Source organism: Polaromonas sp. CG_23.6 (genome assembly GCF_029892315.1).
Classification (GTDB): Bacteria; Pseudomonadota; Gammaproteobacteria; order Burkholderiales; family Burkholderiaceae_C; genus Polaromonas.
On sequence record NZ_JARXUY010000001.1, the window covers coordinates 1,128,871 to 1,149,701 of the forward strand.

A 20,831-nucleotide genomic window follows, 5' to 3' on the forward strand; every position below is an offset into this window, starting at 1 on the left:
GCGTGGAGCGTTCTGTACAATATATGCTCTCCTGAGGAGCGTTGCAACCCACGGCATGTGGTCTAGGCTCAGGACTTTTTCTTGCAACCACGCTCACCCGCATGTGCCTTGATGCCGGGTGAGTGAATTCCACACTTCCCTTGACAAGCCCTGCGGTCGTGGCTATTTTGCCCGCTTGAACCTGATTTTGGAGAGTTCCCAAATGAACGCCGTACTGAAGACCATCCTGAACACTGACCACATCATTGCCGACCTGTCGCTGGCCGCCTGGGGCCGCAAAGAGCTGAAAATCGCCGAAACCGAAATGCCCGGCCTGATGGCCATTCGGCAGGAATTTGCCGCGTCCCAGCCACTGGAAGGCGCGCGCATCACCGGCTCGCTGCACATGACGATCCAGACCGGCGTGCTGATCGAGACGCTGCAGGCGCTGGGCGCCGAAGTACGCTGGGCGTCGTGCAACATTTACTCGACGCAAGACCATGCCGCCGCCGCGATTGCCGCCGAAGGCACACCGGTGTTCGCCATCAAGGGCGAGAGCCTGGCCGACTACTGGGACTACACGCACCGCATCTTTGAATTCACCGGCCACAAGGGCACGCCCGAGGAAGGCCCGAACATGATCCTGGACGACGGCGGCGATGCCACGCTGCTGATGCATCTGGGCACCCAGGCCGAGACAGACCCCAGTCTGCTGGAACACCCCGGCAGCGAAGAAGAAACCTGCCTGTTCAACGCCATCAAGTTCAAACTGGCGCAAGACCCGACCTGGTACAGCCGCCGTCTGAAAAACATCATCGGCGTGACCGAGGAAACCACCACCGGCGTGTTGCGCCTGAATGAAATGTCGGTCAAGGGTACGCTGGCGTTTCGCGCCATCAACGTCAACGACTCGGTCACCAAGTCCAAGTTCGACAACCTCTACGGTTGCCGCGAGTCGCTGGTCGACGCCATCAAGCGCGCCACCGACGTGATGATTGCCGGCAAGGTCGCCCTTGTCGCCGGTTACGGCGATGTCGGCAAGGGCTCTGCCCAGGCGTTGCGCGCACTGAGCGCCCAGGTGTGGGTCACCGAGATCGATCCGATCAACGCGTTGCAGGCCGCCATGGAAGGCTACAAGGTCGTCACCATGGAATACGCCGCCGACAAGTGCGACATCTTCGTGTCCGCCACCGGCAACAAGAACGTCATCACCTATGAGCACATGGCGGCCATGAAGGACCAGGCCATCGTTTGCAACATCGGCCACTTCGACAACGAGATCGACGTGGTGTCGCTGGAGAAATGCACCTGGGAAGAAATCAAGCCGCAGGTCGACCATGTGATCTTTCCGGATGGCAAGCGCATCATCCTGCTAGCCAAGGGCCGGCTGGTGAACCTGGGCTGCGGCACGGGCCACCCGAGCTTCGTCATGTCGTCGAGCTTTGCCAACCAGACGATTGCGCAGATTGAACTGTTCACCAAGCAGCATGAATACGACGCCGGCAAGGTCTATGTGTTGCCCAAGCACCTTGATGAAAAAGTCGCCCGCCTGCACCTGAAAAAGGTCGGCGCGATGCTGTCCGAGCTGAGTGACGAGCAGGCCGCGTACATTGGCGTGTCCAAGGCCGGCCCGTACAAAGCCAACACCTACCGCTATTGAAGTGGTTGGCGTCCCCTGCATCACGGTGCAGGGGATTTTTTAAGCCGAATTGGCCTCTGGCGCATGCTGGGCATGCGCCATCAGCTATCGAAATGATGGTTTTATTTTCCTGTACGCAACCTTGACGTTGCCCCAACTTTATGCGCGCTGATTTATTTTTGGTCGAACACGGCCATGCCACTACCCGTTCCCAGGCCCAGCGCTTGATTGCCTCGGGCGTCCACTGGCGGGTTGACGAGGCGGTGGCGTGGAAAAAAATCGCCAAGAACGGCGACGAGATTCCTGCCGCTGCCGAACTGCAACTGCTCGACACCACCGAGGCGAAATACATCTCGCGCGGTGGCCTGAAGCTCGAAGGCGCGCTGAAAGCAACCGGCCTGGACGTGAGCGGCCTGCGCTGCCTCGACATCGGCCAGTCCACCGGCGGCTTTACCGACTGCCTGCTGCAGCATGGCGCTGTTCAGGTCGTGGGCGTCGATGTCGGCCACGGCCAGTTGCACGACAGCCTGCGCAGCGACGAGCGCGTGGTCTGCATCGAGGGTGTGAATGCGCGTTCGCTGACGGCCGACGAGCTGACCGAACATTACCGGCGCGCCTTGCATGGCAGCAGCCTGGACGACGACACGTTTGCCGATGTCGAGGAAGACGGCTACAGCGACCAGGACATGGACGGTTTCAGCCCGGTGTTCGATTTCCTGACCGGCGACCTGTCCTTTATCTCGCTGACGCTGGTGCTGCCCGCCGTGGCGCGCCTGCTTAAAGCGGACGGCCAGCTGTTGATGCTGGTCAAGCCGCAGTTCGAGTTGCAGCCCGGCCAGATCGGCAAAGGCGGCATCGTGCGCGACCCGGTGCATTTCGATTTTGTGGAAAAGCGCCTGCGTGATACCTGCGCCGCCCTGGGGCTGGAGGTCAAGGCCTGGCTGGCCTCACCGATTGCTGGCGGCGACGGCAACCGCGAATTTTTCATCCAGGCCAGGAAGGGCCACGAAGTGCAGGGCGAAGACCAGCCGCTGGCCGCTGCGCCGAAACGACAAGTCGCCAAGCGCGTGTCGCGCAGCGAAATGCGCGCCTCCCGCGAGCCGCACGAAGACTCCGAGGCGGCCGAAGCCGCGCATGCCGGCCAGCATGGACCGGCCAAGCGGCGCGGCAAAAAAGCCGACAACAACGACACCAGCGACTAGAAAGCCCGTGATGAACATTCCGGTCAGTTTTGAATTTTTCCCGCCCAAGACACCTGAAGGCGTGGACAAGCTGCGTCTGACAAGACAGGCGCTGTACGCCAGCCAGCCCGAGTTCTGCTCGGTCACCTTTGGCGCCGGAGGCTCAACGCAAGAGGGCACCTTCAACACGGTCAAAGCAATTCTGGACGAGGGTGTGGCCGCCGCCTGCCATTTTTCGTGCGTCGGCGCCACCAAGTCAACGGTGCGTGACCAGCTGGCCACCTTGCAGGCCATGGGCGTCCAGCGACTGGTGGCCTTGCGCGGTGACCTGCCCAGCGGCTATGGCGCGGGTGGCGAGTTCCATTACGCCAGCGACCTGGTGGCCTTCATCCGGCACGAGACCGGCGATGCCTTTCACCTTGAGGTGGCCGCTTACCCGGAAATCCATCCGCAGGCCAAATCCGCCGAGGCCGATCTGCAGGCTTTTGTGGCCAAGGTCAGGGCCGGCGCCGATTCGGCCATCACCCAGTATTTTTTCAATGCTGACGCCTATTTCCGCTTTGTGGATGATGTTCAGCGCCTGGGCGCTGATGTTCCAGTAGTGCCGGGCATCATGCCGATCACCAGTTCAACCCAGTTGATGCGCTTTTCGGATGCCTGTGGTGCCGAGATTCCGCGCTGGATCCGTTTGCGGCTCCAGGGCTTTGGCGACGACATCGCCTCGATCAGGAGTTTTGGACTGGACGTGATAACCGACATGTGCGAGCAGTTGCGCACAGCGGGCGTGCCGGGAATTCATTTTTATACGATGAACCAGGCGGCAGCGACGTCCGAGATCATTCGCCGGTTGACGCCGGCTTGATGGCCGGGCCGGTTCTCGCTTTTCCGGCGGCCGCCAGAGGCTGGCTGGCCGCCGGCCTTTTTGCGCTGCTGGCTGGCTGCGCCACGCCGTCCGAGCCCCCCGTGCCTGCGGATTCAACGCCTCCAGCAGCTGCGGCAGATATGGCTGATCCGAGTGACCCGGCACTGGTTTTAGCCACTCCAGCGCCCACGCAATCGCTTCAGGCAACGCCTCCACCGGCACCCTTCACCGAGAACACGCCGCGACCGTCGCGCCTGGCCGATTTCATTGCCAGGCGCCTGCGCAAGCAAATTGAAACCCCAGCGCCCGCCGTCGAGGCCGAAGCGCCCGTGACGCCGGACATTCCGGTGGATGGAAAATACCAGTTTACCGGCGAAGACGCCCGGGAACTGGAGCGCGGCAATGCATCATGGTATGGCGGGAAGTTCCACGGCCGCCCCACCGCCAGCGGCGAGAGCTATGACAAATATGCGCTGACAGCGGCCCACAGGACACTGCCTTTTGGCACCATCGTCCGGGTGCGCAGTCTGGCCTTGGGCCGCGAAGTCGATGTGCGCATCAACGACCGGGGACCGTTTTCCTCGGACCGCGTGATCGACGTCAGCCGGGCCGCCGCCGAGGCGCTGGGGCTGATAGGCGTCGGCGTTGCCGAGGTGTCGTTGAACGTGGAAAAAGCGTTGAAAGTGGTGACGCCGCGTGCCAAGCCGAGCAGGAAAATTCGTAAATCCTCTCGCCACCGGCCTCCAGGTCAAACCGCCATTAGCCGCCGCCATCCCTTGCTTTAAGGCTTGCCCCGTGGGCAATGGCAGCTGTCTGTAGCGGTTAACCTTTTTCGATAAGGGTCAAGTCAAAGCAGCAGCATGAAGTGTTCGTATTTATTAGAATTTCAGTAATTCCTGAAACTTCTGTATATTGCGTACCATGAACCTTGCTCCCCTGACCCAGCGTTTTGTCCTGCATTTCGGCGAGATGGGCAGCCGCTGGGGCATCAACCGCACCGTGGGGCAGATCTATGCCTTGCTGTATGTTTCGCCCCAGGCGCTGAATGCCGACGACATTGGCGACGCGCTGTCGTTTTCGCGCTCCAACGTCAGCATGGGGCTGAAGGAACTGCAGTCCTGGAATCTGGTCCGGTTGCAGCATTTGCCGGGTGACAGGCGCGAATACTTCCAGGCGCCCGAAGACGTGTGGGCCATCTTTCGCACGCTGGCCGAAGAGCGGCGCAAGCGCGAGATTGACCCGACGCTGTCGATGTTGCGCGATGCGCTGATGGAAAAACCCAGCGACAAAGACGATATCCACGCCCAAGAGCGCATGAAGCAGATGCACGATTTGATCGAGTTGATGACCGGCTGGATGGCCGATGTGCAAAAGATGGATTCCGCCACGCTGGTGAGCCTGATGAAGATGGGCGCCAAGGTGCAAAAGCTGCTCGAAGCCAAGGACCGGGTGACCAGCAGCGTGAAGGCCGGCTTCAAAGGCCGCGTGCCGCCCGTCGCCGCGCCGGCACTGGCGTTGGCGCCCAAGGCGGCTGTCACTTTTTCCGATAACGAAAGGAGTTGATCATGGATGGACTTGACGCTGTTGTTCTGGCCCGGATTCAGTTTGCGGCCAACATGACTTTTCACATTTTGTTTCCGACCATCAGCATCTCGCTGGCGTGGGTGCTGCTGTTTTTCAAGCTGCGCTTTGTCAAGACCGGCCAGCAGCACTGGATGGACGCCTACCAGTTCTGGGTCAAGATCTTTGCGCTGACCTTTGCGCTGGGCGTGGTGAGCGGCATCACCATGAGTTTCCAGTTCGGCACCAACTGGCCGGGTTTCATGGAAACCGTCGGCAATGTGGCCGGCCCGCTGCTGGCTTATGAAGTGATGACGGCGTTTTTCCTGGAAGCCACCATGCTGGGCGTGATGCTGTTTGGCCGGGCCCGTGTCAGTGAACGGATGCACACCATCGCCACACTGCTGGTGGCTGGCGGCACGACGCTGTCGGCCTTCTGGATCCTGGCGCTCAATTCATGGATGCATACGCCCGCCGGCTTTGAAATGATCAACGGCCAGGCGCATGTGACCAGCTGGCTGGAAGTGATCTTCAACCCGTCTTTTCCTTACCGCTTCACGCACATGATGCTGGCCTCAGGCCTCACGGTCGCCTTTTTGGTCGCCGGCATTTCCGCCTACCGCTGGCTGCGTCAGGACCGTGCTGCCGATGTCATCGCCAGCCTGAAAACCGGCGTCTACCTGGCCGCTTTCCTGATTCCGCTCCAGATCGTGGCGGGCGACTTTCACGGCCTGAACACGCTGGAGCACCAGCCCGCCAAACTGGCTGCGATGGAAGGCATCTGGGAAACCCAGAAAGGCGTGCCGGCCGTGCTGTTTGCGCTGCCGGACGAGAAAACCCGGACAAACCGCTATGAAATTGCCATTCCCAAGCTCGCCTCGCTTTACCTGACGCACAGCCTGGACGGCGAGGTGAAGGGGCTGAACGAGTTCGAGGGCAAGCATCCGCCTGTCGCGCCGGTGTTCTGGGCCTTTCGCATCATGGTCGGCATGGGCCTCTTGATGCTCGCCGTGAGTTGGACCAGTGTTTTACAGCTGGCACCTTGGAAGAAGCAAGCCCCCACGCTTGTCGTTTCGCGTACTGCGCTGCCCCCCGAGGGGGCGCTGCGCCTGCGGCCCGGCGAAGCCGGTTCCGCGGCCCCGACGGATATGGAAGGGCTTGCTAGCGGCCGCACACTTCCTCCGGCACGCGAGTTGAAAACCTGGCAGGCGAGGGCGCTGGTGGCCATGACCTTTGCCGGCTGGGTGGCCTTGATTGCCGGCTGGTACACCACAGAAATCGGCCGTCAGCCCTGGCTGGTGTCGGGTGTGCTGACCGCCGCCGACGCGGCCTCGAAGGTGGTGGCGCCCAAAATCGCGCTGACGCTTTTCCTGTACCTGGCCATGTATGCCGCGCTGATCGTCGCCTATGTGTCGGTGGTGTTCTACCTGGCGCGCCATCGCACGCATGCCGACAAGCCTACCGAGGCCGGCATGGAAGACACGCTCAATCCGGTGAACTATCCTGACCCCCGGGTTACCCGTCAAGTCAAACCCGCAGGAGCCTCCCATGCTTGACCTCGCCCCCGACCTGACACAGGCCGCCGGCTGGATGCCGATGGTGTTCCTGGTGGTGATGGGCCTGGCAATGCTGGCCTATGTGGTGCTCGACGGCTACGACCTGGGCGTCGGCGTGCTCATGAACCGCGCCAGCGAGGACGACAAGGACAGCATGATTGCCAGCATCGGCCCCTTCTGGGATGCCAACGAGACCTGGCTGGTGCTGGGCGTGGGCATCTTGCTGACGGTGTTCCCGATGGCGCACGGCGTCATCCTGGGCGCGCTCTACCTGCCAGTGGCCCTGATGCTGATCGGCCTGACGCTGCGTGGCGTGGCATTCGACTTTCGCGTCAAGGCGCGTGCCGCGCTCAAGCCGCTCTGGAACCGCGCTTTTTTTGGCGGTTCGGTGCTGGCCAGCTGGAGCCAGGGCTACATGCTCGGCTCGCTGATCACCGGCTTTGACTCGGGCGGCTGGGTCATCGCCTTCAATGCGGTGATTGGTGCGGCGCTGGTGTCGGCCTATTGCCTGCTGGGTGCCGGCTGGCTGATCATCAAGTCCGAGGGCGAACTGCAATTGCAGGCGGTGCGCTGGGGGCGGGCCAGCCTGTTCTTCACCATGGCCGGTATTGCCGCAATTTCAATTGCCACGCCGCTGGTGAGCCAAAACATCTTTGACAAATGGTTTGCCTTTCCCAACATCGTGCTGCTGCTGCCCATTCCGGTGGCCACGGCCGTGCTGTTCTGGGTGATTTACCGCAGCTTGCAGCGCCTGTCCACGCGGCTGGCGCAAGGCAATGAATACGGTGCCTGGGTGCCCTTCGGCGCAACCATCGGCGTGTTTGTGCTGGCGTTCTACGGCCTGGCCTACAGCCTGTTTCCGTGGCTGGTGATTGACCGGATCACCATCTGGCAGGCCGCCATTGCACCGGAATCCATGGGCATCATTTTGGTCGGCGCTGCTGTCGTGCTGCCGATGATCATCGGCTACACGGTGTTTGCCTACCGCGTGTTCTGGGGCAAAAGCACCGCTCTAAAGTATTGAAGCCAGACTCTGACAACTGCACACCCGCCATCAAAGCTATTGCCCGCCCAGAAGGGGCAGCAGGCGCAGCGACCCCCTCGGGGGGCAGGGAGCCACACGCAGTGGGCGACCGTGGGGGCCCTGTTTCAGCCGCCGTGTTCCAGGGTGAAGCCGGCATTGCGGTCCTGACCCAGCAGTGCGACCATCTGCGGCAGCGCGGCTTGCAGGTCGGTCTTCAGCGTGTGGGGCGGGTTGATGATGAACATGCCGCTGGCGGGCAGGCCGGGGCGAATCACCTCGCCTTCGCTGTCGGTGGTCAGCTTGCTGGACTTGACCGTCAGCGTGGCATGCAGCCAGCTCCGGTGCGCCTTGACTGCCAGGGTTTTCAGCTTGCGCGGCAGGTCGTGTGCTTCCGGGCGCGGAATAATTGGGTACCAGACCACATAGGTGCCGGTGGCAAAGCGCTTGACGGCGTCCGTCATGCAGGCGGCCACGCGGGCATAGTCGCTCTTCATTTCATAGCTTGGGTCGCACAGCACCATGGCGCGCCGGGCCGGCGGCGGCAAAAATGTTTTCAGCGCCTCAAAGCCGTCTTCGCGTGCCACCACCACCTGGCGGCCGACGCCAAGCTGCTCGATGTTGCCGGAAAGCGACTTGAAATCGGTTGGGTGCAGCTCGAACAATTTGAGCTTGTCGCGCCCGCTCAGGAATTTTTGTTCAATGAAAGGTGAGCCCGGGTAAATCTTCAGGTGTGCCGGATCACCCGTCTGCGCGAAATGCGGGTTCAGGCTGCGCAGCAGTTCCAGGTAGTCCTGCAAGGCTGGTGCCCAGGCGTAATTGCTGGCCGCTGGCGTGGCCGCATCGGCTGCAGCAAACGCGGTTTTGGCGTCGGCTGCTATTTTTTTGGTAGCTGTTCCGGCGCGTCCTGCAGTCGCTGGAGCGACTTTTGACGCTTCAATCAGCTTGAAGATGCCTTCGCTGGCTTCGCCGCTGGTCTCGGTGTAGTCGCCGTCGAGGCGGTAAAGGCCGGCGCCGGCGTGGGTGTCGATCACGGTCAATGCCGTGTCTTTTTGGGTCAGGTACTTCATCAACGCGATCAAGGTGGTGTGCTTGAGAACGTCGGCATGGTTGCCTGCATGGAAGGCGTGGCGGTAGGAAAACATCCCTCTATCGTACCTTCTCGCACGCAAAAAACCTCAAAAATTGACGCAAGCGCCTGATTCTTCATATAATCGCAGACTCTGCAGCGCACATGTGGTTCCGCGGCAGGGTTGCTTGAAAAGGCAAATGACCACCTAAGAGGTTCTCATCAGAGGAACGCCGACCGTGGAAAAGAACCCGACAAACCCCTTTCTGTAAAGAGAAAACTCATGAATACTTTCAGCGCAAAACCCGCTGACGTAGTGCACGAGTGGTTTGTGATTGACGCGACCGACAAGGTCCTCGGACGAGTAGCCAGCGAAGTTGCTCTCCGTTTACGCGGCAAACACAAGGCCATTTATACGCCTCACGTCGACACCGGTGATTTCATCATCATCATCAACGCAGCCCAGCTGCGCGTGACCGGTGCCAAATCGACCGACAAGATTTACTATCGCCATTCCGGTTATCCAGGCGGCATCACTGCCACCAATTTCCGCGACATGCAAACCAAGTTCCCGGGCCGCGCCCTGGAAAAAGCCGTCAAGGGCATGCTGCCCAAAGGCCCGCTGGGTTACGCCATGATCAAGAAACTCAAGGTGTACGGTGGTGCAGAGCATCCGCATACCGCCCAACAGCCTAAAGTGCTGGAAATCGCAGGCATATCCCGGGAGTCAGCCAAATGATCGGTGAATGGAACAACGGCACTGGCCGTCGAAAATCCAGCGTTGCCCGCGTGTTCTTGAAAAAAGGCACCGGCAAGATCACGGTCAACGACAAGGACATCCAGGCGTTCTTCGGTCGCCAGACCTCCATCATGATCTGCCGCCAACCCCTGTTCCTGACAAACCACGTCGAGACGTTTGACATCATGATCAACGTCCACGGCGGCGGCGAGTCCGGCCAGGCCGGCGCAGTGCGCCACGGCATCACCCGCGCCCTGATCGACTATGACGCAACGCTCAAGCCAGCGTTGAGCCAAGCCGGTTTCGTGACGCGCGATGCCCGTGAAGTCGAACGTAAAAAGGTCGGTTTCCGCTCAGCCCGCCGCCGCAAGCAGTTCAGCAAGCGTTAATTTTCGCTTTCCCTGCTTCGCAAAAAGCCGCCTGGTTCGCCGGGCGGCTTTTTTCGTTGGGCCTAGCGTTGCATGCTAAGACGCGCAGCCGGTATGGTTGATCGATTTACTGTACTATTTCCCCCATTGCCTATAGATTAACGGAGTCCCCCATGAGCGCAGTTGCCGAAAATATCCAGACTGAAATGCCTTCCCCCTTTGTGTTCACCGACAGCGCGGCTTCCAAGGTAGCCGAACTGATTGCCGAGGAAGGAAACCCCGACCTGAAGCTGCGCGTGTTCGTGCAGGGCGGTGGCTGCTCGGGTTTCCAGTATGGTTTCACATTTGATGAAATCACCAACGAAGACGACACCACCATGACCAAGAACGGCGTGTCGTTGCTGATCGACGCGATGAGCTACCAATACTTGGTCGGTGCGGAAATCGACTACAAAGATGATTTGGAAGGCGCTCAGTTCGTCATCAAGAACCCGAATGCCAGCAGTTCATGCGGCTGCGGCTCCAGCTTTTCGGTCTGAGCATTCTATAAACAGGCAGCTCACGCTGTTTTTACAAAAAAGCCGCCTCAAAGGCGGCTTTTTTGATGGCGGGGAAATTTCCTTCCGACCAGCCAAATGGAATCAGGCCGGATACAGCGCTCCCAGCACCCGCGCCCCGGCTGCCCCGGTCACGCCGAACAGGTTGCCCGGCTGGCGCCTGAGCATTTGACGGGCCAGCCAGGCAAAGGCAGCGGCCTCGACCTCAAGGGGCCCCAAACCGTGCGCGTCCGAGGTGCTGACGGGTAGCCAGGGCAACGCTGCCTGCAGGCGCTCAAGCAAATGAAGATTGAAAGCGCCGCCACCGCAGACAATCAGTTCCTTGCTCTCTTTTGCATAGCTGTTAACGCCCATAGCACATGCGCGAACCGTCAATTCGGTCAATGTATTTTGAATATCCTCAGGCCGTTCCCTGGCAAAAGACCGGATCTTTTCAGCCAGCCACGCAAGGCTGAAAAGATCCCGCCCCGTGCTTTTGGGGATTGGCTGCGCAAAGTAAGGATCGTCCAGCAGGCTGGCGAGCAGTGCAGGAATGCGTTGGCCGCTTTTAGCCCAGGCACCGCCTGCATCAAAGGGCTGGCCGGTGTGCTGAAGGCACCAGGCGTCCATCAGCGCATTGCCCGGGCCACAGTCAAAGCCAACCACCGGTCGTGCCGAGTCTGCAGGGGGCAATACGCTGAGATTGGAAATACCGCCCAGATTCAACACCGCCACGCCGACGTCGGCGCAGCCAAAAACACCTTGGTGAAACGCCGGTACCAGGGGTGCGCCCTGGCCGCCTGCCGCCACATCCCGGCTGCGAAAATCCGCCACCACGTCGATTCCGGTCAGCTCGGCCAGCAGTGCAGGGTTGTTGAGCTGGAGCGTGTACCCGACGCCTGAAGGGTCTGGGGATATTCGCTGCGGCTGATGCCTGACGGTTTGCCCATGCGCGCCTATCGCCCGAATCTGGCCGATGGCAATTCCGCGTGCCTGGGCCTGTTGCACTAGGTCGGCGACTACCTGCGCATACACCGCAGCCAGTTCGCTGCCTGCCAACGCGGCGCGATGCAGTTCATTGTGCGAAGGTGTATTGAGCGCCAGCAGTTCGGCCCGGAAGCTGCTGGCAAATGATTGGCTCGCGCTGGCGGCAACACGCAGTTTTTCGCCAGAAAAATCGACCAGCACGCCGTCGGCGCCGTCAAGGGAAGTGCCTGACATCAGGCCGATGAAATAGTCGTGCATGCAGCGATTTTGCCGCAGCCGCTGCCAGCAACTGCGCTGGCTTATTCGGCGCGGTTCACGTCGATGGTGGCGGCCGCCTGCAACTGGTTGCGAAAACCATTCGCCAGCTGCTTGAATTGCGGCAGCGCGGCGGCCGGAACCGGCACCACTTCGCTTTCTCGGGCAATCGTCATCGGGTCTTCCTGGACGCCATTGACGCGCACCTCGAAATGCAGGTGCGGGCCTGTGGCCCAGCCCGTGGATCCGACCAAACCGATGGTCTGGCCCTGCGTCACGGTCTGGCCGGCCTGGACATTGATCTTGCTCAGGTGGGCGTAAACGGTTTCCATGTTGTTTCGGTGCTTCACGAAAACCACATTACCATAACCGTTTTGCACGCCGGCGAACTCGACCACGCCGTCGCCGATGGTGCGGGCGGGTGTGCCGGTGGTGGCGGCAAAGTCGGTGCCATTGTGGGCGCGCCAGGTTTTCAGCACCGGATGAAAGCGCATCGCGAAGCCACTGCTGATGCGCGAGTACTCGACCGGGGAACTCAGGAAAGAGCGGCGCAGGCTCTGGCCGTCCAGCGTGTAGTAGCCGCCCTTGATCTCCATGCCGGCGGAATCCTTGCCCGGTGGCTGGAACCACATGGCCTGGAACGTCTTGCCGTTGTTGACAAACTCGGCGGACAGCACGCGGCCGGAACGCATGGTTTCGCCATCGGCTTCTAGCGTTTCATACACCACGTTGAAGCGGTCGCCCTTGCGCAGTGAGCGGCGAAAGTCGATGTCGGTGGCGAAGATTTCCGCGATCTGCACGCCGACACCGTCAGGAATACGCGCATCGTCAATGGCGCCAAACAACGTGTACTGGATGGCGGCGCTGGCGAGCCGGGCAGAGCGGGTGTAGGGCGCGGTTTCAATGCGCGACGTAAAGCCCGTGCTGCTGCGCTCGATCACCAGGCGCTGGAACATCTGTTCGTCGTCAGTCGGCCAGCGCATGCTGAGCTTGAGCAATTGCTGACGCTCACTGGCTTCAACTGTTACATTTTTCCCCGGCTGGCCGCCCAGAATCAGTTGCGCGTTGGGGTCGCTGCGCAAAAAAGCATCGGCTTCTGCGTCATCAAGGTTCAGACGCTTGAGCAGTGCGCTGGCGGTGTCGCTGCTGCGCGTGGCCTCGGTGCGGAACAGTTTGAAGCTGAAGCCCGCCAGCGCCTCGGTCTGGGCCTGGGCGGACGCGGAAGCCAGCGGCTTAATCGCTTCGAGCACCTGGCGGACCGGCAGGTCGGCAGCATCGGGCGCCAGCGGCGCAACCCCGAAAGCCGTCACGCCGGTTCCCAGAAGCAGCATGGCCAAGCTGCCAGTGATGCGCCGGGGGTGGCGGCGCAGGCTTTCGCCAACAGCGGTCAGCACTCGAGAAAAGGTCAATGGAACATAGGAGGCGACGGGCAGGCGCAAAACGTGAATCCCAACTAAAGTGCACGGGGCTTTCAGGAGCGGCCGGGCAATGATGACAGGTCGATCGATACCGTTACCAGGCGTTTTGCCAGCGCCGGTGAGCATCGAACTCGAAAATTTTGGCTTCCTCGCCAGCGATCAGTAGGGCCTTTAAAATGGCGGCCCGGCGTAGGAAAGTCGGAATTATATCTGTAAGACATCACGCGACCCCTGGAAAAACCCTTATGAATCAAGTGCCTGTTACAAACAATCCTCTGTCTGAGCGTGTTAAGACGGCGCTAGCCGTCTCTCTGCGAGGCTGTGACGAGTTGATTCCGCAGGACGAATGGACGCGAAAACTGGTCCGCAGCGAAGCCACCGGCGTGCCGTTGCGCATCAAGCTCGGGCTGGACCCGACCGCGCCCGACATCCACATCGGCCACACCGTGGTGCTGAACAAGATGCGCCAGTTGCAAGACCTGGGGCATACGGTGATCTTTTTGATCGGCGACTTCACCACGCTGATTGGCGACCCGTCGGGGCGCAACACCACCCGCCCGCCGCTCACGGCCGAGCAGATCAAGGTGAATGCCGAAACCTACTACCGCCAGGCCAGCCTGGTGCTGGACCCGGCCAAGACCGAGATTCGCTACAACAGCGAATGGTGCGATCCGCTGGGCGCGCGTGGGCTGATCCAGCTGGCTTCGCGCTACAACGTGGCACGGATGATGGAGCGCAACGACTTTCATGACCGTTTCCACGCCGGAACGCCGATCAGCGTGCATGAGTTTTTGTACCCGCTGCTGCAGGGTTATGACTCGGTGGCGCTCAAGAGCGATCTGGAACTCGGCGGTACGGACCAGAAGTTCAATTTGCTGATGGGCCGGCACCTGCAGCAGGAATATGGCCAGGAGCCGCAGTGCATTCTGACCATGCCGCTGCTCGAAGGTCTGGACGGCATCGAGAAGATGTCGAAAAGCAAGAACAACTACATCGGCATTTCCGAAGACCCCAACAGCATGTTTGCCAAGGTGCTGTCGGTGTCCGACGTGCTGATGTGGAAGTGGTACACGCTGCTGTCGTTCCAAAGCGAAGCCGACATTGCCGCGCTCAAGGCCGAAGTGGCTGACGGCCGCAACCCGAAAGACGCCAAGGTGGCGCTGGCCAAGGAAATCACGGCACGCTTTCATTCAGCGGCTGCTGCTGACGCCGCCGAACAGGACTTCATCAACCGCAGCAAGGGCGGCGTGCCTGACGAGATTGCCGAGGTGACGCTGTCCGGCGCGCCGCTGGGCATTGGCGCGCTGCTCAAGGCGGCGGGACTGGCGCCTTCGGGCAGCGAAGCGAGTCGCCTGATTGACGGCGGCGGCGTGCGCGTCGATTCGAGCGTGGTGAGTGACAAGGCGCTGAAGCTGCCAGCCGGCGTGTATGTGGTGCAGGTCGGCAAGCGCAAGTTTGTGCGGGTCACGCTCAGCTGATGCGCCGGGTCCGTCGTTCATGAAAGCCGTGCTGCAGCGTGTGTCCGAAGCCCGGGTCGTGGTGAATGGCGACACCGTTGGACAAATTGAGCGCGGCCTGCTGGTGCTGGTTTACGCCGAACAGGGCGACAAGGAAGCGCAAGCCGACAAGCTGCTCGCCAAACTTCTCAAGTTGCGCATTTTTGCCGACGACGCCGGCAAGATGAACCGCAGCGTGCAGGACCTTGACGGGCAGGGTGCGCGCGGCGGGTTGCTGGTCGTCAGCCAGTTCACGTTGGCGGCCGATGTGTCGGGCGGCAACCGGCCGGGCTTTACCGGCGCGGCAGCACCTGACGAAGGCCGGCGGCTTTACGATTATTTCGTGGCCCAGGCGCGCAAGCTGCACCCGCAAGTCGAAACCGGGCGGTTTGCCGCCGACATGCAGGTGCACCTGGTCAATGACGGGCCGGTGACGATTCCGCTGCACATCGCCCCCGATGTCTAAATGCCGTTGAATGCTATGTTTTAAATAGCTGCTGGCGCCCGTCCCTGTTGCGCCAGTGCCCTATTTGATGCATAAATTGTCAGCGGTAGGGGTTGTCGAAGCCCAAACCCGCCAGGATGTCGATTTCATATGCTTCCATCTCTTGGGCATCGTCGTCGCTGGTTTCATGGTCCCAGCCTTGCGCGTGCAGCGTGCCGTGTACCAGCAGATGCGCGTAATGCGCCTGCAGGGTCTTGCCGTTTTCCTGCGCTTCCCGCGCCGCTACTGGCGCGCACAGCACCAGGTCAGCCGTCACATAAGGCGCTTGCGTGTAGTCAAAGGTCAGCACATTGGTGGCGTAGTCCTTGCCCCGGTAGTCGCGGTTCAGCGTCTGGCCTTCTTCCTGGCCAACGATGCGCACGGTGATTTCGGCATCGCTTTGCAAGGCGTGACGAATCCAGCGGGCGACGCTGTGCCGGGGCAGGGCGGCGCGGTGCAGCGCAGCGTCAGGGAATTTTCCGAACTGCAGCGACAAGCTCAGTGCATCAAGAGCCATTTCGGCTCCTGGCGCTGGTCTTGCGGATGGGCGTGGCCAGCACAACAACAGCGTCATCTGCCGCTTCAAGCGCGGCCTTGGCATCGTCCCGGTTGCTCGGCGTCTTGTCGTAGGCGTCCACGATACGCGCCACCAGCGGGTGCCGCACCACGTCGGCGCTGGTCAGGCGGGTAATGGCGATGCCCTGCACGCGCTTGAGCACGCGCTCGGCATCGATCAGCCCGCTCATTTGCGTGCGTGGCAAATCGACCTGGCTGACGTCGCCCGTCACCACGGCCTTGCTGCCAAAACCGATGCGTGTCAAAAACATCTTCATCTGTTCGGGTGTGGTGTTTTGCGCCTCGTCCAGGATGACGAAGGCATGGTTCAACGTGCGGCCGCGCATGAAGGCCAGCGGTGCAATCTCGATCTGCTGGCGCTCAAAGGCTTTTTGCACGCGCTCGAAGCCCATCAGCTCGTGCAGTGCGTCATACAACGGCCGCAAGTACGGATCGACCTTTTGCGCCATGTCGCCGGGCAAAAAGCCCAGGCGCTCACCGGCCTCGACCGCCGGGCGCGTCAGGACAATGCGCTGCACCGTGCTGCGTTCCAGCGCATCGACCGCGCAGGCCACCGCCAGGTAGGTCTTGCCGGTGCCGGCCGGGCCGATGCCAAAGGTGATGTCGTGCGCGGCGATGTTTTCCAGGTAAGTGCCCTGGTTGACGGTGCGCGCGCGCAGGTCGGCGCGGCGCGTCGTCAATGCGATCCCGCCTTCGACGGTGTTCAGCGCCATGTCGCCGGCCAGCATCAGCTGCACGGTTTCGGGTTCGATGGGGCGCTGGGCGATTTCATACAGCGCCTGCAGCACTTCCAGCGCCTGGGTCGCGCGCAGCTTTGTGCCATCGATCTTGAACTGCTCGAAGCGGTGCGCAATCGTCACCTGCAGCCCGGCCTCGATGGTGCGGATGTGGATGTCCATGGGTCCGCACAGGTTGGCCATGCGGGTGTTGTTGGGCGGCGTGAAGGTGTGACGAAGCATCAAGATCGGGGTTTCCTCTGGCGGTCAAAACAGGGTGGCAAAACGCGATTGTCTGCCTAAATCCGCGCCGCTGGCCGGCTGCTAAGATTTGCCCATGATAGGAAGACTCACTGGCCAGCTGGCCGAAAAAAACCCGCCCGAAATCCTGGTGGACTGCCATGGCGTCGGCTACGAGGTGCTGGTGCCCATGAGCACCTTTTACAACCTGCCGGGGCTGGGCGAAAAAGTCAGCCTGCACACGCATTTCATCGTGCGGGAAGACGCGCAGCTGCTCTATGGGTTTGGCAACACCGCCGAGCGCGCCGCCTTTCGCCTGCTGATCAAGATCACCGGCATCGGTCCGCGCATGGCGCTCAGCGTACTCAGCGGCATGAGCGTGGCCGATCTGGCGCAGGCGGTAACTTTGCAAGAAACCGGCCGCATCATCAAGGTGCCCGGCATCGGCAAGAAAACCGCCGAGCGCCTGCTGCTGGAGTTGAAAGGCAAGCTCGGCGCCGACATCGGTGCGCAGGCCAGCGTGACCAACGAAGCGCAGCTCGACATCCTGCAGGCACTGGTCGCGCTGGGCTACAGCGACAAGGATGCGGCGCTGGCGCTCAAGGCGCTGCCGCAGGACGTTGGCGTGAGCGAGGGTATCAAGCTGGCGTTGAAGAGTCTGGGGAAATAATCCGGGACGTCAGGCTTGGTAGATGGTTCTTCATGGGATTGGATAAACTAACCCGACTTAGTTCACAAGGAGTTTTTGATGCAAACCGTCAACATCCATGAAGCCAAAACCCATTTGTCGCGGCTGGTGGATCGGGCCGCCAAGGGCGAATCCTTCATCATCGCCAAGGCGGGCAAGCCGATGGTGCGGGTCGTGCCGATCGAGCCCGAGACGCCGCACACGCCGCAGCGTCTGGGGTTCATGAAAGGCAAGGGGAAAATCCCTGAAGACTTCGACACGATGTATGCCAAGGAAATCGAAGACCTGTTCAATGGCAACGGCACGCTGTGAGCCAGCGCCTTTTGCTCGACACCCACCTGCTGTTATGGGCGGCCTTGTTTCCGGAGCGCCTGCCTGAACAAGCAGACCGGCTGATGCGTGATACGGCAAACACGCTGTATTTCAGCACTGTCAGCATTTGGGAAATCAGCATCAAGCTGAGTCGGCCACGCAAGGATCTGGCGATTGATGTTCAGGAATGGCGAGCCGGCATGCTGGACAACGGCTACCAGGAACTGGTGATCACTTCCTTGCACGCCATGGACGTTCGCAACCTTCCCGATCTGCACAAAGACCCGTTTGACCGCCTGCTGCTGGCCCAGGCCATGCGCGAAGACCTGACGCTGGTCACGGCCGATGCCCTGCTGGCCAGTTACCCCGGCCCTATTTTGAAGGTCTGAAAAACCATGAGCATCCAAACCGACGACTTCGACATGGCCGACCTGCCGCCCGCCCGGCGGATGTTGTCCGCCGCTCCAGCCTCACCGAAAGAGGAAGCCATCGAGCGGGCCCTGCGCCCCAAGCTGTTCGACGACTACGTCGGCCAGGCCAAGGCGCGCGAGCAGCTTGAAATCTTCATCGGTGCGGCCAACAAGCGCGGCGAGGCGCTGGACCACGTGCTGCTGTTCGGCCCGCCCGGCCTGGGCAAGACCACGCTGAGCCACATCATTGCGCACGAGCTTGGCGTGAACATGCGCTCGACTTCCGGGCCGGTGCTGGAAAAGCCGAAAGACCTGGCGGCGCTGCTGACCAACCTCGAAAAAAACGACGTCCTGTTCATCGACGAGATCCACCGCCTGAGCCCGGTGGTCGAGGAAATCCTGTACCCGGCGCTGGAGGACTACCAGATCGACATCATGATCGGCGAAGGTCCGGCGGCGCGCTCGATCAAGCTCGACTTGCAGCCCTTCACGCTGGTCGGCGCCACCACGCGCGCCGGCATGCTGACGAATCCGCTGCGCGACCGCTTCGGCATCGTCGCCCGGCTGGAGTTCTACACGCCCGAGGAGCTGGCGCGCATCGTCAAGCGCAGCGCCGGTCTGCTCAATGCGCCCATGGACGAAGAAGGCGGCTTCGAGATCGCCCGCCGTTCGCGCGGCACGCCGCGCATTGCCAACCGCCTGCTGCGCCGGGTGCGCGACTATGCCGACGTGAAGGGCAGCGGCACCATCACGCTGGACATTGCCAACCGCGCGCTGGCGATGCTGGACGTCGATCCGCTGGGCTTCGACTTGATGGACCGCAAGTTCCTGGAAGCGCTGATCCACCGCTTCGACGGCGGCCCGGTCGGGCTGGACAACATCGCCGCCAGCATTGGCGAGGAGCCGGGCACCATCGAGGACATGATCGAGCCCTACCTGATCCAGCAAGGCTTCATCCAGCGCACGCCGCGCGGGCGCATCGCCACGCTGGCCGCGTACCGGCATCTGGACGTGGTTCCGCCGCAGTCGGGCGAAGGGTTGTTTGGCAAGTGATCGGAGATTGCTTTGAGGTAACTATTGAGTTTCCTGAAGCTCTTCGCATTCTCTTTTGTCTTTGTAGGTTGAGCCTGCCCCGGACTTGATCCGGGAATCTGCAATGCGTGCCTGTGCTGGTGGAGGCATGGATCCCGGGTCGAGCCCGGGATGACTGAACGGGCAGGGATGACAGAAGAGACACGGATCACAGAAGGGGCAGGGATGAGAGAAGGGGCCAGGCCAATGCTGGCACCTGCCATGCAAGTTCACCTGAAAAGTGATCTGTGTGGTTGCGCTTTGTGTATCAAATACGGCATTTGCGCACGGTGGAATTGCGTAGGCAGCTATTAAAAATATAGCAAGATGATTTTTTCGCTCAATTGTGTTGTCGGACGCAATGCCTGTCCGCGCCATTCATTCAGCGCTTGGGTTCAGCTGCCCTTTGGCGCATAGGCGGGGCGAAAGCGCGATTTTTTCACGTGGCCTGACGGGTCAAACAAGATGACGAATTCTGCATTCGCCGGCTCGCTCCTGAGCGGATTCTTGCGGTAAACCCAGACTTCATAGCCGCTGTCGAACCTGACCACCGTGGCCGAGCCCAGGGCTGCCATCACATCTTGCTGGTTTGATGTGCCGGTGGCGACGGCTTGCATGGCCGCTTGCATCGACAGGCCGGGGTCGCGAAAGGGGTGCGTGCTGTCTCCTGCACCTGCAAACCCCAAAGCGCCGGCACACCCGGCAAGCCACAGGCACGATGCCAGCACTCCGGCCATGACGGAGCCACTGCGCAAAGCGACAGGCAACTGCATCAGGCACTTCATTCGTCCTCCATGTACTCAAATTCGACCCGCGTGTCGTCCGGCCAGCTGCGGTCGCCGAGCGGCAGCACATAGGTGCGGTCTACCAGCACCTCGCAATCGCAATAGGGCAGTTCATCCTTGAGCTTCGGGTCGTCGCTGGCGGCTGCGTAGAGCATGTCGATGGGCAGGATTTCGCGGCGCGGCCCGGCGACCAGGGTGACGCTGAAGAGTGGCCGGTCGGCAAAGAACAGGTAGAGCGGCAGCTGCCGGTCGCAGTAGGCCGGCGTGTCCAGCAAGGCCTTGACCATTCGGCCGACGATGTTGCTGCGGTTGGAAATCAGGCCGGCTTCCATGCCCACCCGGCACTCCATGCGCAGATCGCCCAAACGCCGGGTGTCGGGCGGCAGACCGGGCGTCTTCACCTCGCTGCGCCAGGTCATGCTTTGCGCCCTGCGGTTGGGCGACACCTGGGCGTTTTCGTCATAAGCCTTCTGGTTGCGCGCCAGGGTAAATGTCTGGTCGGGCGCAATCGGCACCTGAAAATCCACCGTGGAGCCGACCACTTCCATCTCGATGCGTTGCAGGTCAGTGTCCGGACGGCGCGGCAGCAGCTTGAAGCGCAGCGATGCGTCGGGTGCGCGCAGGCCGCGCTCCTGCTCGAACAGGTCCATTGCGCTGATCATTTTCCGGTAGGATTTTTCGACAGGGTCGGGGTTCGCCTTGGCCGAGATCGTGACCGTCGGGAGATTTCCGCCGGTTTTGTCCTGCGCCGCTACGCTCAGGCAGGTGGAGGCGACAAGGCATGTCCACGCCATTGGTTTCGCACAGCGCATAAAAAACAATGTGTTGGTGGTCACGTTGATGGTCGGCATGGTGTTTTTAATGACCAAAGCTGACATGGCCC

The 20,831-nt window shown here is 61.2% G+C and carries 23 protein-coding genes and 1 riboswitch; of the genes, 16 read left to right on the forward strand and 7 right to left on the reverse strand.

All coding sequences use genetic code 11. The features are described 5' to 3' along the window. Positions 1-27: 27 nt before the first annotated feature. A riboswitch (S-adenosyl-L-homocysteine riboswitch) is annotated at positions 28-102 on the forward strand. Between the two features lie 100 nt (positions 103-202). From ahcY to H4V98_RS05305, 7 genes are all read left to right on the forward strand, one after another. Continuing rightward, positions 203-1,639, forward strand: a complete 1,437-nt coding sequence (ahcY, locus tag H4V98_RS05275; protein ID WP_196863970.1) for an adenosylhomocysteinase — start codon at positions 203-205, stop codon at positions 1,637-1,639. Between the two features lie 140 nt (positions 1,640-1,779). Next, positions 1,780-2,820, forward strand: coding sequence for a TlyA family RNA methyltransferase (locus H4V98_RS05280; RefSeq protein ID WP_196863969.1), 1,041 nt, complete (start codon positions 1,780-1,782; stop codon positions 2,818-2,820). Between the two features lie 10 nt (positions 2,821-2,830). Beyond that, complete coding sequence (gene metF / locus H4V98_RS05285; RefSeq protein ID WP_196863968.1) at positions 2,831-3,661, forward strand: methylenetetrahydrofolate reductase [NAD(P)H]; 831 nt, start codon at positions 2,831-2,833, stop codon at positions 3,659-3,661. Next, a complete protein-coding gene (locus tag H4V98_RS05290) occupies positions 3,661-4,446 on the forward strand; it encodes a septal ring lytic transglycosylase RlpA family protein (protein WP_196863967.1) in 786 nt (261 codons plus the stop codon). Before metF ends, H4V98_RS05290 begins: the two co-directional genes overlap by 1 nt. A 136-nt stretch (positions 4,447-4,582) precedes the next feature. Further along, entirely contained in the window at positions 4,583-5,224 is a 642-nt protein-coding gene (locus H4V98_RS05295) for a GbsR/MarR family transcriptional regulator (RefSeq protein WP_196863966.1), read from the forward strand. Positions 5,225-5,226: 2 nt separating this feature from the next. Continuing rightward, positions 5,227-6,777 carry a cytochrome ubiquinol oxidase subunit I gene (locus H4V98_RS05300; protein ID WP_196863965.1) on the forward strand — a complete coding sequence of 517 codons (1,551 nt, stop codon included), beginning with the start codon at positions 5,227-5,229 and terminating at the stop codon, positions 6,775-6,777. Then, positions 6,770-7,801: a cytochrome d ubiquinol oxidase subunit II gene (locus H4V98_RS05305; protein ID WP_196863964.1), complete on the forward strand. Its 1,032-nt coding sequence runs from the start codon at positions 6,770-6,772 to the stop codon at positions 7,799-7,801. The genes H4V98_RS05300 and H4V98_RS05305 overlap by 8 nt, the downstream gene beginning before the upstream one ends. 125 nt (positions 7,802-7,926) lie before the next feature. On the opposite strand, the gene rlmJ is transcribed toward H4V98_RS05305, so the two are convergent. Beyond that, complete coding sequence (gene rlmJ / locus H4V98_RS05310) at positions 7,927-8,943, reverse strand: 23S rRNA (adenine(2030)-N(6))-methyltransferase RlmJ (RefSeq protein WP_196863963.1); 1,017 nt, start codon at positions 8,941-8,943, stop codon at positions 7,927-7,929. 207 nt (positions 8,944-9,150) lie between these two features. Here rlmJ and rplM point away from each other — a divergent pair, with 207 nt between their 5' ends. The 3 genes from rplM to erpA all read left to right on the forward strand — a co-directional run bounded on the left by rplM (position 9,151) and on the right by erpA (position 10,513). Further along, a complete protein-coding gene (gene rplM, locus H4V98_RS05315) occupies positions 9,151-9,606 on the forward strand; it encodes a 50S ribosomal protein L13 (protein WP_196863962.1) in 456 nt (151 codons plus the stop codon). Next, positions 9,603-9,995 (forward strand): 30S ribosomal protein S9, encoded by a 393-nt coding sequence (gene rpsI, locus H4V98_RS05320; protein ID WP_196863961.1) that lies wholly within the window; start codon positions 9,603-9,605, stop codon positions 9,993-9,995. The genes rplM and rpsI overlap by 4 nt, the downstream gene beginning before the upstream one ends. A gap of 152 nt (positions 9,996-10,147) precedes the next feature. Beyond that, the gene (gene erpA / locus H4V98_RS05325; RefSeq protein WP_196863960.1) at positions 10,148-10,513 is read left to right on the forward strand and encodes an iron-sulfur cluster insertion protein ErpA; all 366 of its coding nucleotides are present in this window, start codon (positions 10,148-10,150) and stop codon (positions 10,511-10,513) included. 102 nt (positions 10,514-10,615) lie between these two features. Here erpA and H4V98_RS05330 read toward each other — a convergent pair whose 3' ends face one another. After that, a complete protein-coding gene (locus H4V98_RS05330; protein WP_196863959.1) occupies positions 10,616-11,755 on the reverse strand; it encodes an anhydro-N-acetylmuramic acid kinase in 1,140 nt (379 codons plus the stop codon). Between the two features lie 41 nt (positions 11,756-11,796). Continuing rightward, positions 11,797-13,146, reverse strand: a complete 1,350-nt coding sequence (locus H4V98_RS05335) for a M23 family metallopeptidase (protein ID WP_280757321.1) — start codon at positions 13,144-13,146, stop codon at positions 11,797-11,799. A gap of 269 nt (positions 13,147-13,415) precedes the next feature. Between H4V98_RS05335 and tyrS the strand changes: the two genes are divergently transcribed. Together tyrS and dtd are read left to right on the forward strand one after the other, a co-directional pair. Further along, positions 13,416-14,648: a tyrosine--tRNA ligase gene (gene tyrS, locus H4V98_RS05340; RefSeq protein ID WP_280757322.1), complete on the forward strand. Its 1,233-nt coding sequence runs from the start codon at positions 13,416-13,418 to the stop codon at positions 14,646-14,648. 19 nt (positions 14,649-14,667) lie between these two features. Beyond that, positions 14,668-15,132 (forward strand): D-aminoacyl-tRNA deacylase, encoded by a 465-nt coding sequence (gene dtd, locus H4V98_RS05345; protein ID WP_196863956.1) that lies wholly within the window; start codon positions 14,668-14,670, stop codon positions 15,130-15,132. A gap of 79 nt (positions 15,133-15,211) precedes the next feature. Here dtd and ybeY read toward each other — a convergent pair whose 3' ends face one another. Together ybeY and H4V98_RS05355 are read right to left on the reverse strand one after the other, a co-directional pair. Further along, positions 15,212-15,667, reverse strand: a complete 456-nt coding sequence (gene ybeY, locus H4V98_RS05350) for an rRNA maturation RNase YbeY (protein WP_280757323.1) — start codon at positions 15,665-15,667, stop codon at positions 15,212-15,214. Further along, on the reverse strand, positions 15,657-16,688 hold the full coding sequence (locus H4V98_RS05355; RefSeq protein ID WP_196863954.1) for a PhoH family protein: 1,032 nt from the start codon (positions 16,686-16,688) through the stop codon (positions 15,657-15,659). The genes ybeY and H4V98_RS05355 overlap by 11 nt, the downstream gene beginning before the upstream one ends. Before the next feature lie 91 nt (positions 16,689-16,779). Between H4V98_RS05355 and ruvA the strand changes: the two genes are divergently transcribed. The 4 genes from ruvA (at position 16,780) to ruvB (ending at position 19,145) form a co-directional block, all read left to right on the forward strand. Further along, entirely contained in the window at positions 16,780-17,352 is a 573-nt protein-coding gene (gene ruvA, locus H4V98_RS05360; protein ID WP_196863953.1) for a Holliday junction branch migration protein RuvA, read from the forward strand. A gap of 78 nt (positions 17,353-17,430) precedes the next feature. Continuing rightward, complete coding sequence (locus tag H4V98_RS05365; RefSeq protein WP_196863952.1) at positions 17,431-17,682, forward strand: type II toxin-antitoxin system prevent-host-death family antitoxin; 252 nt, start codon at positions 17,431-17,433, stop codon at positions 17,680-17,682. Further along, entirely contained in the window at positions 17,679-18,071 is a 393-nt protein-coding gene (locus tag H4V98_RS05370; RefSeq protein ID WP_196863951.1) for a type II toxin-antitoxin system VapC family toxin, read from the forward strand. Before H4V98_RS05365 ends, H4V98_RS05370 begins: the two co-directional genes overlap by 4 nt. A gap of 6 nt (positions 18,072-18,077) precedes the next feature. Beyond that, positions 18,078-19,145, forward strand: a complete 1,068-nt coding sequence (gene ruvB / locus H4V98_RS05375) for a Holliday junction branch migration DNA helicase RuvB (RefSeq protein ID WP_196863950.1) — start codon at positions 18,078-18,080, stop codon at positions 19,143-19,145. Between the two features lie 413 nt (positions 19,146-19,558). Here ruvB and H4V98_RS05380 read toward each other — a convergent pair whose 3' ends face one another. Both H4V98_RS05380 and H4V98_RS05385 read right to left on the reverse strand, forming a co-directional pair. Further along, positions 19,559-19,948: a hypothetical protein gene (locus H4V98_RS05380; protein ID WP_280757324.1), complete on the reverse strand. Its 390-nt coding sequence runs from the start codon at positions 19,946-19,948 to the stop codon at positions 19,559-19,561. Beyond that, complete coding sequence (locus H4V98_RS05385; RefSeq protein ID WP_231374787.1) at positions 19,945-20,826, reverse strand: hypothetical protein; 882 nt, start codon at positions 20,824-20,826, stop codon at positions 19,945-19,947. Before H4V98_RS05385 ends, H4V98_RS05380 begins: the two co-directional genes overlap by 4 nt. Positions 20,827-20,831 lie beyond the last annotated feature (5 nt).